Genomic DNA, 17,662 nt, shown 5'->3' with positions numbered 1-17,662 from the left:
ACCACTGCCGGCCTGGGCAACCCATCGCCTTATTTTTTTCTGTTTTCAGATAAATTTACATAACCCTCACCCAGTCTGTCCAACTTGACCAAAGGAGGAACCATGTCCAAAAAAATCATCATCGTCGGCGGTGTCGCCGGCGGAGCCTCTTGCGCCGCACGCTTGCGTCGTTTAGACGAGGCCGCGGAAATCATCCTGCTGGAACGCGGGAATGCCGTGTCCTTTGCCAACTGCGGCCTGCCCTACCACATCAGCGGTTGCATTGCCAAGCGCGATGCCCTGATCTTGCAAACACCTGAGTCCCTGCACAGCCGGTTTAACCTGGATGTCCGCCTGCAGGCTACCGTTACCGCCATTGACCGGGCCGGCAAAAGGGTCCATGTGACGGACGGCCAAACCGGCAAGACCTATACGGAGACTTATGATGTCCTGGTCTTGTCCCCAGGCGCCGAACCGGTGGCCCCGCCCATTCAAGGGCTTGACGGTGCGAAGCGGGTTCACCGTCTCCGCACCCTGGCGGACATGGACGCCATCATCGCCGACCTGCCTGATGCCAAGCACGCCACGGTCATTGGCGGCGGATTCATCGGTCTGGAAGTAGCGGAAAACCTGCGTGAGCGCGGCTTGGAGGTGGCCCTGGTGGAAGGGGCTGCCCAAGTCTTGGCGCCCTTAGACCCGGAAGTGGCAGCCCCCCTGCACACTGAGCTGGTGAGCCAGGGCATTGACCTGCGCCTGAACACCCAGGTCACCGCCTTTGCCGATGACGGCAAGTGCATCACCTTGGCCGACGGCAGCGACCTGCATACAGATTTCGCCGTCTTAGCCATCGGCGTCCGCCCGGAAACGGACCTGGCCAAGGCGGCCGGGCTGACCCTGGGGGCCCGGGATGCCATCCTGGTCAACGACCAACTGCAGACCTCAGACCCGGCCATTTACGCCATCGGCGATGCCATCCAAGTGAAGGACTTCGTCTTGGGCTACGATACCCTGGTCCCCCTGGCCGGTCCGGCCAACCGCCAGGGCAAGCTGGCAGCCGACCACATTTGCGGCCGCCCGGTCCGCTACCAGGGAACCCTGGGCAGTTCCGTGCTGAAATGCTTCCGTCTGACCGCCGCTTCCTGCGGCAACAACGAAAAGACCCTCCAGCGCCTTGACCTGCCCTACCAGGCCCTCCACCTCTACCCCTCCGACCACGCCGGCTATTATCCGAACGCCAACGCCCTGCTCTTAAAGGTCCTCTACCGGCCCTCTGACGGCGCCCTTTACGGCGCCCAGTGCGTCGGCTTTTCAGAAGTGCATAAAACCATCGATACCCTTGCCACTGCCATTTACGGCGGCTTATCCGTCTATGACCTGGCCGACTTGGAGCTCTGCTACGCTCCGCCCTATTCCACTGCCAAGCCCCCGGTGAATTTCGCCGGTTACGTGGCCCAAAATATCCGCGACGGCTTTGCCATCCGCCCGGCCACCTGCCTGGACGACCTGGCCGCCTCGGATGCCTATATCTTAGATGTCCGCACACCGGCCGAATACAAGGCCGGCCACCTGCCTGAAGCCGCCTTCATTCCCCTGGATGACTTGCGCGACCGGCTGGATGAACTGCCCACCGACAGGACCATTTACATTCACTGCGCCGTCGGCCTGCGCGGCTACTATGCGGCCCGTCTGCTCACCCAAAAAGGCTATGACGTGGTCAACCTGGGCGGCGGTTTCCGGCTCTACAAGAGTGTCAAAGACCAGCTGAAGGCCAAGCCCCTGCCGGCCCCACCGGCGGCGGCCACCCCGGCCCCGGCGGCAGCCGCACCGGCAGAACCGCCTGCCGCTGAAAGCGACATCGACGTCACCGGCCTCCAATGCCCCGGCCCGGTCGTGGAAGTGGCCCGCCGCCTGAGTCAAGCGCCTGCCGGCAGCCGCTGGCGGATCATCGCCCCGGCCGGTCAGGCAGATGAAATTCGCCGCGCCTGCACCCCCCTCGCCGACAGGCTGACAGAAGAAGCCGGCGACGGCACAACCATCTTCCACCTGACCCTTGGCGCTCAAGAGACCGGCGCCCCCAAAGGCCTCTCCCTCATTCTCTACACCGCCGACCCGCAAAAAATTGCCGCCGCCTTGACCTTGGCGGCCAACACCCGGTCTCGCGGCATTCCCGTCGACGCTGTTTTCGCCTTCTGGGGCCTCCGCGCCTTGGCCAAAGCGCCTGACGCCGCCCCCTTTGTCCCCCGCAGCGAACTGGGCCGCCGGCTCTCACAAGCCGCCGACCTCCTGGACCGCTTTCACCTGGACAAGGCCGATCGACTGGCCGACCGCCTGCGCCGCACCGCCGGTGAACGGGGCCGCGATGCCCTAACCCAAGCCCTGAGCGATGCCCAGGCCGCCGGCGTCAACCTGCTGGCCTGCGGCCTGTCCATGGAAGCCTTCGCCCTCTCCTCCGGCGACCTGATCGACAGCGCCCGGCGCATTGACCTGCCCGGCTACCTGCAGCGGGACAAGCGCCACACCACCCTCTTCATCTGATGGCGCCGGCAGCCTCCACCGGTTTTACCTACCTATCCTAGACAAGAAAGAAGGAATTCCTTATGAAATGGGCCACTTTCACCCGTCCCGACGGCACTGCCGGCTTTGGCACCCTTGCTGAAGACGTCATCACCGATATCACCGCCCCTGCCGCCGCCGGCGGCATTGGCGACCTGCTCGCCCTGGTACAGGACTACGCCAACTGCCCGGTGGCCGATTGGTGCCGCGCCGGCACCCGCCTATCCCTGGCCGATGTCCGCCTGGAAGCCCCTTTTCCCCGCGCCCTGCGCAATGTCATCTGCCTGGGCAAAAATTATAAAGAACACGTCAATGAAATCAAAAGCCTCATCGACATGCCCATGGACAAGCCCGAGGCCCCCATTTACTTTTCTAAAATGGTCAACCGCTTCACCGGCCCTGAAGACAGCCTGACCCTTCCTAGCGGCGCTACAAGCGCGGCCGACTACGAAGTGGAACTGGCCGTCATCATTGGCAAAGAGGGCAAGGACATTGCCCCCCAAGAGGCCTGGTCCCATATCTTCGGCTACAGTGTCGGCAACGACTACTCTGCCCGTGACCTGCAAACCGCCCACCGGCAATGGTTCCATGGGAAAAGCCTGGACGGTTTCTGCGCCCTGGGCCCGGTCATCGTCACCTGCGATGACCTCGCCCAGCCGCCTGCCCTAACCATCGAAAGCTTTGTCAACGGCGAACGGCGCCAAACCGGCCGCACCGACGCCCTGATCTTTGACATTCCCGCCATCCTTGCCGACTTTTCCAAAGGCACCACCCTCTACCCCGGCGATGTCATCCTCACCGGCACCCCTGCCGGCGTCGGCGCCGGCTTCAACCCGCCCCGCTTTCTCAAGCCCGGCGATGAGGTCATCTCCCGCATTGAAGGCATCGGCGAATTGCGCAACGTCATGGTCTGATCAACCGGCCCCGGTCCCCCTAAACCGGACAAGGCCTCCAGCAAACCTGCTGGAGGCCTTTTTTCTTGCGGACACCGGGCTCCTTCGGCCATGCGCAAGCTTGACCGCCTGATAGACAGCCGATAGGGTCACCACCCCACCGCCCAGCCCTTGGCCGGGCGGTCTTTTGTTATGCGCCAAAGTCACTAGTGAAATGACCGCAGGGAATTTTGAATAATTATTCATAAATCTCTTGACTTTATTCACCTACCCCCTATAATATAGACAACACAAAAGGCAAACCAACGCACCTACGCGTTCAATTAAGGAGGACCGGATATGATTAAAGCAGGGATTATCGGCGTTACCGGATATGCAGGAGCCGAATTGGCGCGCTTGCTCTTGGACCACCCGAATGTGACCATCACCGCCGCCAGCTCCGTTACCTATGAAGGACAGCCGCTCGCTGCGGTCTACCCGTCCTATCACCAGTTTACAGATGTCATCTGCACCGATGAAGATGAGGTCATTGACAAGTCCGATGTGATTTTTGCGGCCCTCCCGGCCGGGCTTTCCCAAAGCATTGCCAAAAAAGCCCTGGCAGCAGGGAAAAAATTCATCGACCTGGGGGCCGATTTTCGTCTGGACAGCGAAGCCCTTTACGAAAAATGGTACGGCAACACCTGGGAAGACGCCGATTTGCAGCATGAGGCGGTCTACGGCATGCCGGAATTTTTCCGCGAGGACATCGTCGGCGCCCGGATCGTCGCCAATCCCGGCTGCTACACCACGGCGGTGCCCATGGCGGTGGCCCCCCTGGTGGCCAACCACTGGCTGGTGGACTACCCCATCATCTGCGACTGTAAGAGCGGGATCACCGGCGCCGGCCGTCAACTGACCGAGACCACCCATTTCCCCGTCATCAACGAAGGCTGCCACCCCTATAAAATCGCCGCCCACCGGCACACACCTGAAATGGAGCAGACCTTGACCCGGCTGGCCAACCACATCACGGAAGTGACCTTCGTCCCCCACCTGATCCCGGTCAACCGGGGCATCCTCGCCACTTGCTACATGACCCTCGCCAATTCGCGCACGGCCCAGGCCCTCCACGACTTGTACCGCCAGTTTTACGCCGATAAACCCTTCGTCCGCGTGCTCCCGGACGGTGCCGTGGCCAACATCGCCTCCGTCCGCTATTCGAATCTGTGCGACGTGTCCATTCACTTTGACGCCCACACCAATACGGTCATTACCGTCTCCGCCATTGACAATATGGTCAAGGGCGCTGCCGGTCAGGCCATCCAGAATATGAACATCATCTGCGGTTTGCCGGAGACCACCGGTCTTTTGCACGTGCCGCCGGCATTTTAGGAGGTGCTCTTATGACTTACGAATGGCTGCCCCATGGCAGCGTGACCGACCCGAAAGGCTTTACCGCCGCCGCTGCGGCCGCCGGCATCAAGGTCAGCGGAGCACCTGACTTGGCGCTGATCCTTTGCGAAAAGACCGCCACCGCCGCTGCCGTCTTTACCAAAAACCGCGTGGAATCCGACACCGTTACCGTCTGCCGCCGCCACGCCGCCGACGGGTCTGCCCGCGCCTTTATCGACAACAGCGGCAATGCCAATTGCTGTACCCCGGACGGTTTAGCCGTGGCTGAAGGCATTTGTGCCGCCACCGCTGCCGCCCTCGGCCTGGCCCCCCAGGACGTGCTCCCGGCCTCCACCGGCATCATCGGCGAATCCCTGCCCCTGGCCCCCATTGAAAAGGCCTTGCCCACGCTAGTGGCAAACCTGTCTGCCTCCGGTGGCATCGCCTGCGCCGAGGCCATTATGACCACCGATACAGTGCCTAAGCACCGGGCCCTCACCTATACCGGTCCGGACGGGGCCACCATCACCCTTGGCGCCATTGCCAAGGGCAGTGGCATGATCCACCCGAATATGGGCACCATGCACGCCCTCATCACCACCGATGCCACCATCACCGCCCCCTTGCTGAAAAAGGCCTTATGCGCTGCCGTCGACGACAGCTTCAACATGATCAGCATCGACGGCGATACCTCTACCAACGACACCGTGGCCATCATGGCCTCCGGTCTGGCCAAGGCCCCGGCCATCGCCCTTGAAAACGAAGCCTACCGGGCCTTTGCCGAGGCCCTCAAAACCCTCTGCATCGCCTTGGCCAAGGACATTGCCGCCGACGGCGAAGGGGCTTCCCAGCTCCTCATCTGCCAGGTCTTAGACGCCGCTAGCACAGCCGACGCCCGCCAGGTTGCCAAAAGCGTCATCAGCTCATCCCTGGTGAAAACCGCCATCTACGGCGGCGACGCCAACTGGGGCCGCATCATCTGCGCCTGTGGCTATGCCGGCGTCCCCATTGACCCGGCTAAAATCGACATCACCGTCAAAAGCGGGGCCGGCTTTGCCACCGTCTGCGAAAAGGGCCGGGCCACCGGCATCAGCCGCCGGGAAATCAACTACATCTTCAAGCAGCCCCCCCTTACCCTGGAAATCAAGCTGGGCCAGGGCAAGGCTGAAGCGGAAGCCTACGGGTGCGATCTCACAGAAAGGTACGTGGCCATCAATGCCGAATACGAAGTCTAGCCCCCTAATTGATCCCCAAACCCGGGCGGAAATTCTCGTCCAGGCCATTCCCTACATTCAGCGCTTCGCCGGTAAAACCATCGTCATTAAATACGGAGGCGGCGCCATGCTCAACCAGGCCCTGATGCAATCGGTCATGAGCGACCTCTTGCTCCTCCAGCTCATGGGCATGCGGCTGGTCCTGGTCCATGGCGGCGGCCCCTTCATCAACCGCGCCTTAGAGGCCATCGGCCACACTTCCCAATGGGAAAACGGCCTCCGTGTCACCGATGCCACCACCATGCAGGTGGCCCAGGAAGTCCTCGCCGGCGGCGTCAATAAGACCCTCGTCCGCGCCGTCGGTGCCGCCGGCGGCCGGGCCCTGGGCATCTGTGGCCTGGACGGCCGCCTGCTCACCGCCTGTAAGCACGACGGCGACGTGGACCTGGGCTATGTGGGCGATATTGAATCCGTCGACTGCCGGCTCTTAAACGATGGCCTGGACAAGGGCTACCTCATGGTTGTCGCCTCCATTGCCGGCGGCCGTGACGGCCAAGTCTACAACGTCAACGCCGACCACGCAGCCGCCGCCATCGCCGCCGGTTGCGGCGCACAAAAGTTAATTCTCATGACCGACGTGCTCGGCGTCCTCACCGACAAAGATGACCCGTCCAGCTTAATCAGCGTCCTGCCCCAGGCGCAAGTGCCCGACCTCTTGGCCGACGGCACCTTGAAGGGTGGCATGATTCCCAAGCTGACCTGCTGCCTGGATGCCTTATCCGGTGGCGTTCAGCAAGCGCATATTTTAGACGGCACCCTGCCCCACGCTATTTTATTAGAACTTTTAAGCGATGACGGCATCGGCACCATGGTTTATTAGGAGGTTCCCATGCAAACAGAAGACATCAAAAAGGCCTACCGGGCCCACATGCTCCCCACCTACGCCCCCTATGACGCCGTCCTGGTCAAGGGCAGCGGCTGCCTGGCCACCGACATCGACGGCAAGACCTATCTGGATTTCGGCTCCGGCATCGGCGTCAATGCCCTGGGCTACTGCGATCCCGACTGGGTCCAGACGGTCTGCGACCAGGCCGCCCAATTGCAGCACACCTCCAACCTTTATTACACCCTGCCGGCCATTAGCCTGGCCGACCGGCTTTGCACCGCCACCCCCTTTGACGCCGTCTTTTTCGCCAACAGCGGCGCCGAAGCCAACGAATGCGCCATCAAGCTGGCACGGAAAGCCAGCTTTGACCGTTACGGCCCCGGCCGCGCCGACATCATCACCCTGACCGACAGCTTCCACGGTCGCACCATGGCCACCCTGTCCGCCACCGGCCAGCCGCCCTTGCACGAAGCCTTCATGCCCATTAATCCGGGCTTTACCTACGTGCCCCCTGATGACATCACCGCCTTTAAGGCCGCCGTCACCGACAGCACCTGCGCCGTCATGATGGAATGCGTCCAGGGCGAAGGCGGCGTCCACATCCTTGACCGCGCCTACGTTCAAGCCGTCGCCGATTATTGCCGGGCCAAGGACCTGACCCTCATCATCGACGAAGTTCAAACCGGCATTGGCCGCACCGGCAAACTGTTTGCCTACGAACATTTCGGCATCCGGCCGGACATCATCACCCTGGCCAAGGGCCTCGGCGGTGGCCTCCCCATCGGCGCCTGCCTGACCACCGAGGCCCTAAAGCCCCATTTCGGCACTGGCAGCCACGGCTCCACCTTCGGCGGCAACCCCGTTGCCTGCGCCGGCGCCAAGGTCATGCTGGACCGCATTGCCAACCCGGCCTTCCTGCAAAAGGTAGAGGCCAAGGGGCAGCTGTTGGAAACCTGTCTCGCCGCCTGTCCCGGCATTGCCAAAATTGACCGCCTGGGCCTGATGGTCGGCCTTACCCCGCGCGACAAGGCCCCCAAAGACGTCCTCGACGCCTGCCTGGCCAAGGGCCTTCTCATCCTCACCGCCAAAAATAAAATCCGCCTCCTTCCACCCCTGTCCATCAGCGAAGAAGACCTTCAAAAGGGCTGCGCCATCTTATCCGCCGTCCTATCGGAAGAATAAACCCGGCCCAAAGAGCGAGCTGATCCTAAAACCTCACCACACCTGCCGGAAAAATCAACCCACACAAAAACCCCGCCGCAAGCCCTGCCTAAAAAAGCAAGGCCTGCGACGGGGTTTTATGTCGCCGCTTATTCGAAATTTTTTCCTTGAACCGGTCGTCATCGGCCGCTTTGGTCCCCTAAAAAGAGGCCCTTGGCCTCCGGCGCCCGGTGCAAGGTCCGCCTCTATTTTTCTCCTAAAAGGCCCAAATACCGCTCCAGTTCTTCATCAATATATTGTGCAAACAAGTTTTCCATCGGCGCTAAATCAGCATTTTTATGGTAGGCATCAAAAGCCCTATAATAGCGCATCCTATCCGTAAACTTAATGTCTATCGGCGGCAGGCCGGATTTCATCAATTCTAAATTCACCAGCAACCGCCCTGTCCGACCATTGCCATCAATAAACGGATGGATTGCTTCAAATTCAATATGAAACTTGGCTAATTTCTTGACAATATGCAGCTCGGAAGCAGCGTAATCCAGCAACAAGGCCTCCATTTGCGGAGCAATTAAGTAGGGCTGAACCGGTTCATGATAGGCACCGGCAATCCTCACCGGTATCTTCCGATAGACGCCCCTATCTTCTTTTTTATCCGCCAGCACCAAGTCATGAATGTCTCGGATGACGGCCTCTGTTAAAGGCTTTTGCTCCTTCACCAAGTCCACCACAAAGTAAAAGGCTTCCCTGTGAGCAAGGGCTTCCAAGTGGTCTTGCAAGGGTTTTTGGTCAATGGTCAGGCCCCTTAAAACCAAATCTGTTTCCCTTAATGTAAGCGTATTGCCTTCAATGGCATTGGTATTATAAGTATATTCTACCATGAAATCTTCCGTCAACCGGGCCAGTTCACCCTCGGTAAAAGGCCTCAACTGCCGAAGCCGCTCCAGCTTATGGTCAATCAAGGGCAATAGACGGTCAGCCCTTGTTAGCCGTTCATCACCGGGTTTGGCCGCCTCAGCCGGGATTTTCCAGCATTTGCCCTCTTTATAGGCACCTGAAATCCGGCCCTCTGCACATAAAAGGCGCACCCGCCGCTCTGAAATACCCCATTTTTTAGCGATCTCTTTCACGTCAACAACCATCTCATCGCCCCCCATCAGCAAAATTTCAGGAACTTGCGGAACAACAACAGGTCTATCGGAATAAAGCAAGTCCTCTTTCGGAACAATACCAGCCTGCCTACAAACCTGCGCCCTATAAAAAGGCAGGTCTACCGTCCTTCGCTTGTTTAAAGCTTTCACCTGAAAGGCACCAGGGCCTTTAACCTGCTTGAAGCGGGACCTGACAAGCCTCCAGCGGCCGCCCCTCTCAAATGCGCCTTCCATTTGCAGCCATTTTACTACAAATACGCCCTTTGATAAAGGCCGGCAACCGACGACGAGGCCGTAGAAGGCGGCCAGCACCCGCCTAGAATAATGCCCCGACTGGCAACAGGCAGGTGACCGGCGCCCGGTCGAGAAAAAGGATAGACAGCCCGAACAAAAATAGAGCTGTTGCCATTTAAGGCAACAGCTCCTTTAATCTAACCTTGGTCCGGTGAAGCAGGGTCTGTTTCGGTTAACACTTAACCAGACCTCTAGCCTATTATTCTCGTTAAATCCTCTCTTGACCGGTTTTACCCACCCCAGGGCTATGGTCTGTCGAAGCTGGCTTCCATGATGGCGCCATAGAACCAATCGCCGGAGCCCACGTCGCTAAAGTGGGGTAACTTGTCTTTCTGGGCCTTGAGCCGGTTAAGGTCCGGGGTCCGGTTGAGCATCCGGTTGCTGATGGTGGCGACTTCTGCCCGGGTGATGGCTTGGTCTGGGCGGAAGGCGCCGTCCGGGTAGCCGGAGAGCCAGCCGTTGGCCGCGACTTGGCGGATGGCTTGGTAGCTCCAATGGGTGGCGGCCAGGTCGCTAAAGGCGGGGGATTGCTGGCCGGTCATCTCGGCAAAGCGGGCGGCGATGGCGGCAAATTCTGCCCGGCTGATGGCTTGGTTCGGTTTGAAGGTCCCGTCCGGGTAACCGGAGACGATGCCTTTTTGGACGGCGTAGCCGATGGCATCGGCATACCAGTCGCCGGCATGAAGGTCACTCAGACCGGCCTTGTAGCTCTGTCCTTTAACGGGGCGATCTTTTAAAAGCCGGGTAAAGAGGCTGGCCACTTCGGCCCGGGTCATGCCCTTGTTGGGGGCAAAGGTCCCGTCCGGATAGCCGGTCAGGTAGGAATAGTGACCGGCTTTGTTTAGGTCATGGTTGGATAATTTGGATTCAGGTTTTAGCTCAGGCTTTGTTTCCGGTTTTGTCTCCGGCTTCGGCGTTGGCTTGGCCTTCGGTTTCGATCCGGGTTTTGACGAATGCGAGGGGCCGGTCTTGCCGGTCCCGGTACTGGACTTGGCCTTAACGGTCACTTCAGCAAAAGCCGGCTGCTTATCCGTCTCCGTTTGGGTCACCTTAACCACATCGCCGACCCTCAAGGTCTTACCCGCCGGCAGGGCCAGGCGCCACTTGCCGGCACCGTCAACCCTGGCCCGACCGATTTCCTCGCTACCAGCGGTTACAAGAATATTAGCGCCCTGAACGCCTCTCCCGCTAATGGTCTTATCGCCAACCGTTACCCGGTCAACAGTCGGTACCCTTGAAACCGCTAATGTGGCCTGAGCCGTAAACACATTATTCGTCTCGCTGACCACATAGTCCTTAGGATCCGCCGGGTTCTTGCCGGTCCAAACCGGGTTCTCATACCCTTTAAGGGCCTGCGGATTGATTAAGCCAAAAATACTTTTATGCAGTTGGGAATGTTCATAGGTCTTGATATTAGCCCCCGGTTTCACCTTATAGGCAGCATACTCAACCGGCTTGTTCTTGTCGCCAGTTTTTTTATGAGGCGCTTGACCGGCTTCAACCCCTTCACCCAGTAGGAACTTGACCTGGACGGCATCTTGCGGCGCCTTGTCATCCGTCAGCCCGGCAAAGTGCTCCGACACATAGAGCATTTGGTCATCTACCGTCAGGGCAGAGCCGTCAGCAAAAGTGACCTTTAAACTGCCCTTTGCCCCACCCGGCAGATAAGTATCGGTCCTTCTTCCCGCCAAGTCGGTGACAACGGTTTCCTCTTTATTTAAAATCTTTTGCAGGCTGGGGTCAGGATTTTTCAAGGCCAGGCCTGCCTTCCAGTTGACCGCATCACCTTTCCAGACCTTAAGGTCCTGGGCCTGCAGTTGGTCCTTCAGAATAGACGCTTCCGCCTCAAAACCATAGATGCTATAAATCAATTCAACCGGTTCGCAATTCGGTGCTTGAACGGTTAGTTTCATTTGAACCTGCTTATGAATAAAGTCAGCCAAGGTCCCTGTCTTAGCCCCCTGGCTTTGCGCCGCATTGAGAATATCCGTGCCGAAAATTTGTGCAAAGGCTTTCTGGACTTGCGTCTTATCGTTACCAAGCTTGTCGGCAATCGCCTGCAGATTCCGTTCCTCTTGGTTCCCGATTTTCAGCTTGATCAGGTGGTGGTCCTCATAAAGCTTGGTCAGGCCGGCGACGAGGCCCGTCCCGGAAATTTCCGTCGCCTTTTTCGTCTTATCCAGAATATATACTTTAACCGTCCTGGAGGCAGGGTCATACTTGCTCAGATAGACCCCCTCCTTGCTGCCAATGCCCGCAAACATCCCGTTGATGGCCGTCTCAAAGTCTTTTTGCACAGCCGCCTTGTCCTGACAACCCGCCGGCGCTGAAGCAGGGTTTTCAGCAACTTGAGCCTCTGACGGCCCCTCCTGCGCCTGAATCGGTGCGACCGGCATGGCCGTAAAGAATAGTGCCCCGGCAAGGGTTAAACTCATGATTTTTTGGTACATAGATCGTCTCCTTTGTTATCAAATCAAACCGCTCCATCAAACAATTCAAAAGCAAAATTCACCCGTCCCCCGGATATGGCTTGTCCACGATATCCATAAAATAAAAGTCCTTGTCCGGCAAGCCTAAAAGACAAGCGCTCCGGATCCATCTTCGGTCGTCGGTTATTCAACCGGCCCTGACATAGTCGTCGAGATTAATTTGGTCGGGTCTAGTAAAACACCTTAAAATAATGACGTTTAGATTATACGTTGCCGCAACGTCAGCTTCTTTACCTCCTCCGGAAGAGATTTTATCATTTTTGCCCCATCAGTAAAAGCACTCATTGACCTTTGTAACTATTTTTAATGAACCCGGTTAGGCTTATCGTCATATTTTTACAGCATTTATAAGCCAAGGCTCACTCCTTAGCCGACACTCCCCTGCCAACCTCATCCTAAAAAATGGCCCTCAGCTGATAGAAAAAAGCCCAAAAACAACCGGCCCCTCCAAGACAGTTGCACAGTATTGGAGGGGCCGGCTTGTCCGCTAATCACATAAGGGGCTGGCAGGGGCCTACCCTTTTCGACCGGACACCGGCGAGTCACCTGAATGAACACATCAAAAGCGCCTATTGCCACTATTGGCAATAGGCGCTTTTCTATTTAGACTGGCGTCTTATCGGTTCAACTGAAATCCAAGACCCTATAAAGGCCTAGATAAAGCTTTTACCGTTCAGACCGGTCCAGTGTTCGGTTTTGCCATCTGCATCACGGGTAAAGTCATGGCCCATGCTGGCTTCCATAACCGGTTCAAAGAACCAGTCGCCGGCGCTCACGTCACTGAAGTGGATGACTTTAGCACTGTGCGCATTGATCCAATCGAGGTCTGCACTGCGATTGAGCATGCGGTTGGTGATGGAGGTCACTTCTGCGCGGGTGATGGCTTGTTCCGGACGGAAGGTGTTGTCCGGATAACCGGAGATCCAACCGTTGGAAGCTGCCAGGCGGATGGCCTTGTAGCCCCAGTGGCTTGCGTCTAAATCACTGAAAGTAAGGTCTTTTTCTTCAGTGAGTTCGGCAAAGCGGGAGGCAATGGAGGCAAATTCTGCCCGGGTAATGGCTTGGTTCGGTTTGAAGCTGCCATCCGGATAGCCGGAGACGATGCCTTTTTCGACGGCATAGCCGACGGTATCGGCGTACCAGTCACCGGCATGAATGTCGCTCAGACCAGCCGCATAGCTTTTGCCTTTAACCGGGCGGTCTTTTAAGAGACGGGTGAACATAGTAGCCACTTCTGCCCGGGTCATGCCCTTGTTGGGGGCAAAGGTCCCGTCCGGATAGCCAATGAGGTATTGGTAGTGGTCGTCCTTGTTCAAGTCCCCTTCAGACGGTTTTTCCGGTTTGGGTTCCGGTTTGGACGGGGTATCGATGACGCCACCGCCACTGCCGCCACCGTGGCTGGTTTTGCCTTTAACGGTTGCTTCAGCAGAAGTAGGTGTCTTACCTTTTTCCTCTTGGGTGGCGGTAATCTTATCGTCCTTCTTCAGCGGCTTGTCCTTGGGCACGTCGACGGACCACTTGCTGTCTTTACCGACGGTCGTTTCGCCAATCTTATCGCCGTTTTTGTCTTTGACGGTAATGGAAGCATCCGGAACGCCCTTACCGCTAATGGTCTTATCGCCGGCAGTAGGCTGGTTGATGGTCGGAGCGTCCGATTTCGGCAAGTTCACAGTTAAGGTACCTTTAGATTTCGCCTCTAGAGGTGTAGCTGTGGTGGGATCATTCCCCTTCGCAGTTGCGGTCAGGTGCTTGTCGTTGTCCTTGGCATTGGTAAGATCTGTTCCTTCTGCCGGTGCCACCGTGACACCGTAGTCTGCCAAATCCTTTGCACCAATGGTCTTTTCTACACCATTTTCATCGGTGAGCTTGATCTCAAGACCGGCGAGTTCCATCTTGCCGTCTGTGTCAGACCCTTCCGTATAGGTCATCTTCGTCGGATCTTTTGTGAATTCGATCTTCACGAGATGATCTTTATCGAATTTCACTTCCGTTGCCTTGGCGGTAAAGGTGGTTTCGACGGTAATGGCAACTTCTTCCGGCTTGTTGTTTTCAACAGCTGTGTCGCCGTTATACCATTTGGGATCGCGGTAGTTATCTTCTGCTGTCAATTTCGGGAATTTATCTTTTGCTAATTTGTCGTTTTCTTTAACGGCATAGGATTTGCCGAAGAGGTCATCGGCTTTCACGCCATCACCCTTGCCCACGGTGACTTTAAAGAAACCGTCGGGAAGTGCCGGATCGTTCGGGGTAATTTCGTCGCCGCTCTTAATGAAGTGGGCGGTGCGAATATCACCGTCTGCAACTGCGCCGGTCTTGGCGGTCCAGTACCAGAAGGTATAGGAGTCCGCTGCCTTCGTTGTCGGCAGGGTGACTTTCGACCAATCCGTTCCTTTCTTAACCAGGGCGGATACAACTGCTTTGTCAGCAACCTTGCCTAAGGTTAAGGTGCCGGATTCCTCGGGAGCGACGTTGAAGGCGACGATGACGTAGTCTTTCTTATCGATGGTCTTGTGATTGTCGTCTTCGGTCGGGATCTTGGGGTCGTCCTTATCGGTGGGCTTGGCCGGGTCGGTCGGTTCATAGGGGATGACCGGTTCGTCGGATTTGCCCTTGTTGGCCGTTGCCGTGAAAGCACTATTGGTCTTGGAGACGGTCAAGCCTTCATCGGTGCCGTTGCCTTTCCAGGTAGCCGGGGTGACGTAGCCGTTGGCTGCATCCACGGTGGCTTTCGGGAAGTCTGCATCTACAAGGGCCGTGCCGGATTTCACGGTCATGGTCTTGTTGGCAGGATCGAGGGCCGTGACGCCTGTTCCCTTTGCGAAGGAAACTTGGATATTGCCATCCGGTTTCGGATCATCTTTATTCTCGTCGTTGTTTTCTGTCTTGTGTTCCCAAACGTAGATGGTTTGGTCTTTTACCGTGAGGGTGGAGCCGTCGCTAAAGGTGACGGTTAAATTACCCTTTTGTTCACCGACTTTGTCGGAAGATCTTGCGGGGGTCGTCGCATCGGTAACTTTGGTCTTAGCATTGTCCAAATAGCCTTGGATAGCATCCTTAAGATCATTGTCCGTGACGGTGTCGGCGACTTTGACGCCTTTCTTCCAGTCGATGGTATCGCCCTTCCAAACGCCGAAGTCCACGCCGGCTAAATTGCCTTCTCCGACTTTATCGGCGATGGTTTGAGCTTGAGCCGTGGCCACATAAGCGCCGTCGGCATCCCAAGTTTTTGTTTGATCGGTAGGATCCCAAGCGACGGAGTCTTGCTTATAGCCTTCTTGTGCTTCCACAGCCGGGAAGTCCCCTCCGGCTAAACCGGTACCCGATTTCAGGTAGAAGCTGGCGTAAAGGACCGGAGTTGTCTTGCCCTTCATCGTTCCGGCTTGAACGCCTTCGCCGAGTTTAATGTCGACTTTGACTTTATTATCGGGAAGCTTGTCGGGATCGACGTAACCATCTTCGCCTTCCTTGACGATCTTGGTCTTTTCGGGGGCGACATAAACCGTTTGGTCGTTAACAGCTAAGCTGGAGCCGTCGTCAAAGGCCACTTTCAGGTTGCCCTTGGCGCCGTTCGGCAGGTTGGCTTCGGTCGAGGTTCTAGCCGTTCCCGGAGCGGCGATGGTGCCGCCTTCGCCCAGGTCGCTTACGACAGTGGAACCGTCATCCAGAATCTTTTGCAGGTCTTCATTCGCTTCTTTCAGCGCGACGCCCTGCTTCCAGGTGATCTCTTCGCCCTTCCAGACTTTAATGTCCACGGGTTTCAGCTTATCTTTAAATTGATCGGCCTTGGTTTGTGCAAAGTTGACTTCCATGGTCACGCCGGCATCAAAATTATCTTTGCTCACTACCGTGCTTGTTGCTACATCGGCATCAGCTTTTGTCTTGGCTGGTTTAAATGTCCAAGGTTTCGCTGCGTTGATCTTGTTGGCATTGTCATCTTTCGCTTTTGCCGTCAAGCCCGAAGCGGTTAAGACATCGTCCAGGGACTTGCCTTCCACCGGATTGACGTAGTAGACAAATTCCGTACCGGCAACGTCGGAACCACCCTTTTGGAAGCTACCTTTATTGCCGTCTACCTTCATGGTTACGGGTTTGTAGGTTGCTTTGACATCTTCCGTTGCATCCGGGTTGTCTGTGCCGTCGTCGTTCTTAGCCGGAATAATGTCTTTCAGCTTTTTGTACTTATAGGTGACGGTTGCACTTGCAGGATCAGTATAGGTTGCTGTAGTTTGTCCTGCAGCAGGCGTAACTTCAACCCCGGTTACTTTGTAACCCAGGAACTTAGGCGCGGCTGCTGTGCTTGCTACATCTGTTCCAACTGTTTCACCAACATTGCCTGGTCTTTCAGCAGAATAATCTTGACCGGAAATATGGTATTTGGGATCGGTTATTTCGGCATTGTTTTCATCCACGTACTTGGCATTTACTGCCCCTTGTGCCTTGGGACCGTAAATGGCATAGAAGGTGGTGTTCTTTTCTACAACATACGTATCCATATCCACGACTTGACCATTTTCAGTATCGGACCACCCTTTAAATTCATTTTCAGGTTGGCCTGCTTCTGCAGCCGGTACAGTCAAGTCACTTTTAGCAGGGACCGAGATGGGGCCCATGCCTTCAATAAATGATTCGCCCAGCTTCAAGCTATGGCCGGTATACTGGGTGGCCGGAGCTTGACCCTTCCATTTACCCTTACCGGCATTAAAGTCAACAGATACTTTTTCGCGACTGGTAACGGTAAATCCTGTATAGGCGTCACCTGTAACTTTGAAAAAGTAGTTAGAGGTACCAAGTTGGCCTTCTTTTTCACCATTAATTTTAACGTGATAAGTGAAATCGGCCGTAGCATGGTCTGAACACAGGATATTGGCAGGATCTAATTTTTGTAAATAGACAGGGTCGTCATGACCTGCCCAAAGCCAGCGGTATCCCTTTCTCAAAATAGAATTTTGATTTTCCCTCGGTAGGTTAAACAACATCTCACCGTTTGCTAAATAAGTGTAAACGGCTTGGGCATTTGGTCTTTCTGATGCGCCATACCATTCTGTTGCAACACCAGTATGCGCTAAAAAGTCAACTGCTATAACGTATATGCCGCCGTCTGTTAAAGGTTTATACCAGCCTTCTACTACAGCACGAGCATCTCGACCATCAGGAAATTCTACAATGAATTGAGGATTGTAATCCATTTTAGGGGCAGGGACTTCGAAATTTTGTCCTATGACCTTATCCCCGCTGGCAACATTGCCCTCTTTTGTAACGGTGTACTCTTGAAGATAGTTGAGTGGAATACTTTTGACATAAAACTTAACATGGTCCACTTTTAAAACTTCGTTGACTAATTCCGCAAAGTCTACTCTTACTGTGCGTGTTTCAAATTTATCAGGATCCGTTTCAGGTGTTATTGAGTTTGGCTCATTTTGAGGAGCACGCCTCAATCCGAAAGCAGACCTCAGTGAATAATCAGAAGCACCCGAAAGCTTAATAACATAGCTGCCATCATCCATTTGCTGAACATCTAGTGGTTGTTCGGTTTGTGCTTGAGCAGGAATTGGCGGTATGCCACTGAGCAAAAGTGCTAGAGCAAGCACGAGGCTTACTAATTTCTTAAGCATAAATATCCCCCTTTTATTGTAATCACCAGCAAATACTTGAATTTACACGATATCCG

Annotated in this window: 9 protein-coding genes; 6 read left to right on the top strand and 3 right to left on the bottom strand. The window is 56.1% G+C overall.

Features of this window, described 5'->3' with window-relative positions:
* The first annotated feature begins 102 nt into the window (after positions 1 to 102).
* The 6 genes from BLQ16_RS03175 (at position 103) to BLQ16_RS03145 (ending at position 8,081) form a co-directional block, all read left to right on the top strand.
* Positions 103 to 2,514, top strand: coding sequence for an FAD-dependent oxidoreductase (locus tag BLQ16_RS03175; protein ID WP_091791305.1), 2,412 nt, complete (start codon positions 103 to 105; stop codon positions 2,512 to 2,514).
* 62 nt (positions 2,515 to 2,576) lie between these two features.
* Positions 2,577 to 3,446, top strand: a complete 870-nt coding sequence (locus tag BLQ16_RS03170; protein WP_091791304.1) for a fumarylacetoacetate hydrolase family protein — start codon at positions 2,577 to 2,579, stop codon at positions 3,444 to 3,446.
* Between the two features lie 318 nt (positions 3,447 to 3,764).
* Positions 3,765 to 4,799 carry an N-acetyl-gamma-glutamyl-phosphate reductase gene (argC, locus tag BLQ16_RS03160; protein ID WP_091791302.1) on the top strand — a complete coding sequence of 345 codons (1,035 nt, stop codon included), beginning with the start codon at positions 3,765 to 3,767 and terminating at the stop codon, positions 4,797 to 4,799.
* An 11-nt stretch (positions 4,800 to 4,810) separates the two neighbouring features.
* A complete protein-coding gene (argJ, locus tag BLQ16_RS03155; RefSeq protein ID WP_091791301.1) occupies positions 4,811 to 6,034 on the top strand; it encodes a bifunctional glutamate N-acetyltransferase/amino-acid acetyltransferase ArgJ in 1,224 nt (407 codons plus the stop codon).
* Positions 6,015 to 6,893 carry an acetylglutamate kinase gene (gene argB, locus BLQ16_RS03150; RefSeq protein ID WP_200781870.1) on the top strand — a complete coding sequence of 293 codons (879 nt, stop codon included), beginning with the start codon at positions 6,015 to 6,017 and terminating at the stop codon, positions 6,891 to 6,893. The genes argJ and argB overlap by 20 nt, the downstream gene beginning before the upstream one ends.
* Before the next feature lie 9 nt (positions 6,894 to 6,902).
* Positions 6,903 to 8,081, top strand: coding sequence for an aspartate aminotransferase family protein (locus tag BLQ16_RS03145; RefSeq protein ID WP_091791300.1), 1,179 nt, complete (start codon positions 6,903 to 6,905; stop codon positions 8,079 to 8,081).
* 224 nt (positions 8,082 to 8,305) lie between these two features.
* Here BLQ16_RS03145 and BLQ16_RS03140 read toward each other — a convergent pair whose 3' ends face one another.
* The 3 genes from BLQ16_RS03140 to BLQ16_RS03130 form a co-directional block, all read right to left on the bottom strand.
* On the bottom strand, positions 8,306 to 9,361 hold the full coding sequence (locus tag BLQ16_RS03140) for a Fic family protein (RefSeq protein WP_341443773.1): 1,056 nt from the start codon (positions 9,359 to 9,361) through the stop codon (positions 8,306 to 8,308).
* 389 nt (positions 9,362 to 9,750) lie between these two features.
* A complete protein-coding gene (locus BLQ16_RS03135) occupies positions 9,751 to 11,955 on the bottom strand; it encodes an S-layer homology domain-containing protein (protein WP_091791299.1) in 2,205 nt (734 codons plus the stop codon).
* A 692-nt stretch (positions 11,956 to 12,647) separates the two neighbouring features.
* Positions 12,648 to 17,606 carry an S-layer homology domain-containing protein gene (locus BLQ16_RS03130; protein ID WP_091791298.1) on the bottom strand — a complete coding sequence of 1,653 codons (4,959 nt, stop codon included), beginning with the start codon at positions 17,604 to 17,606 and terminating at the stop codon, positions 12,648 to 12,650.
* Between the last annotated feature and the right edge of the window lie 56 nt (positions 17,607 to 17,662).

It is taken from the genome of Peptococcus niger (assembly GCF_900101835.1).
In the GTDB taxonomy this organism is placed as follows: Bacteria; Bacillota; Peptococcia; order Peptococcales; family Peptococcaceae; genus Peptococcus; species Peptococcus niger.
This window is presented reverse-complemented; position numbering and strand designations above follow the sequence as displayed.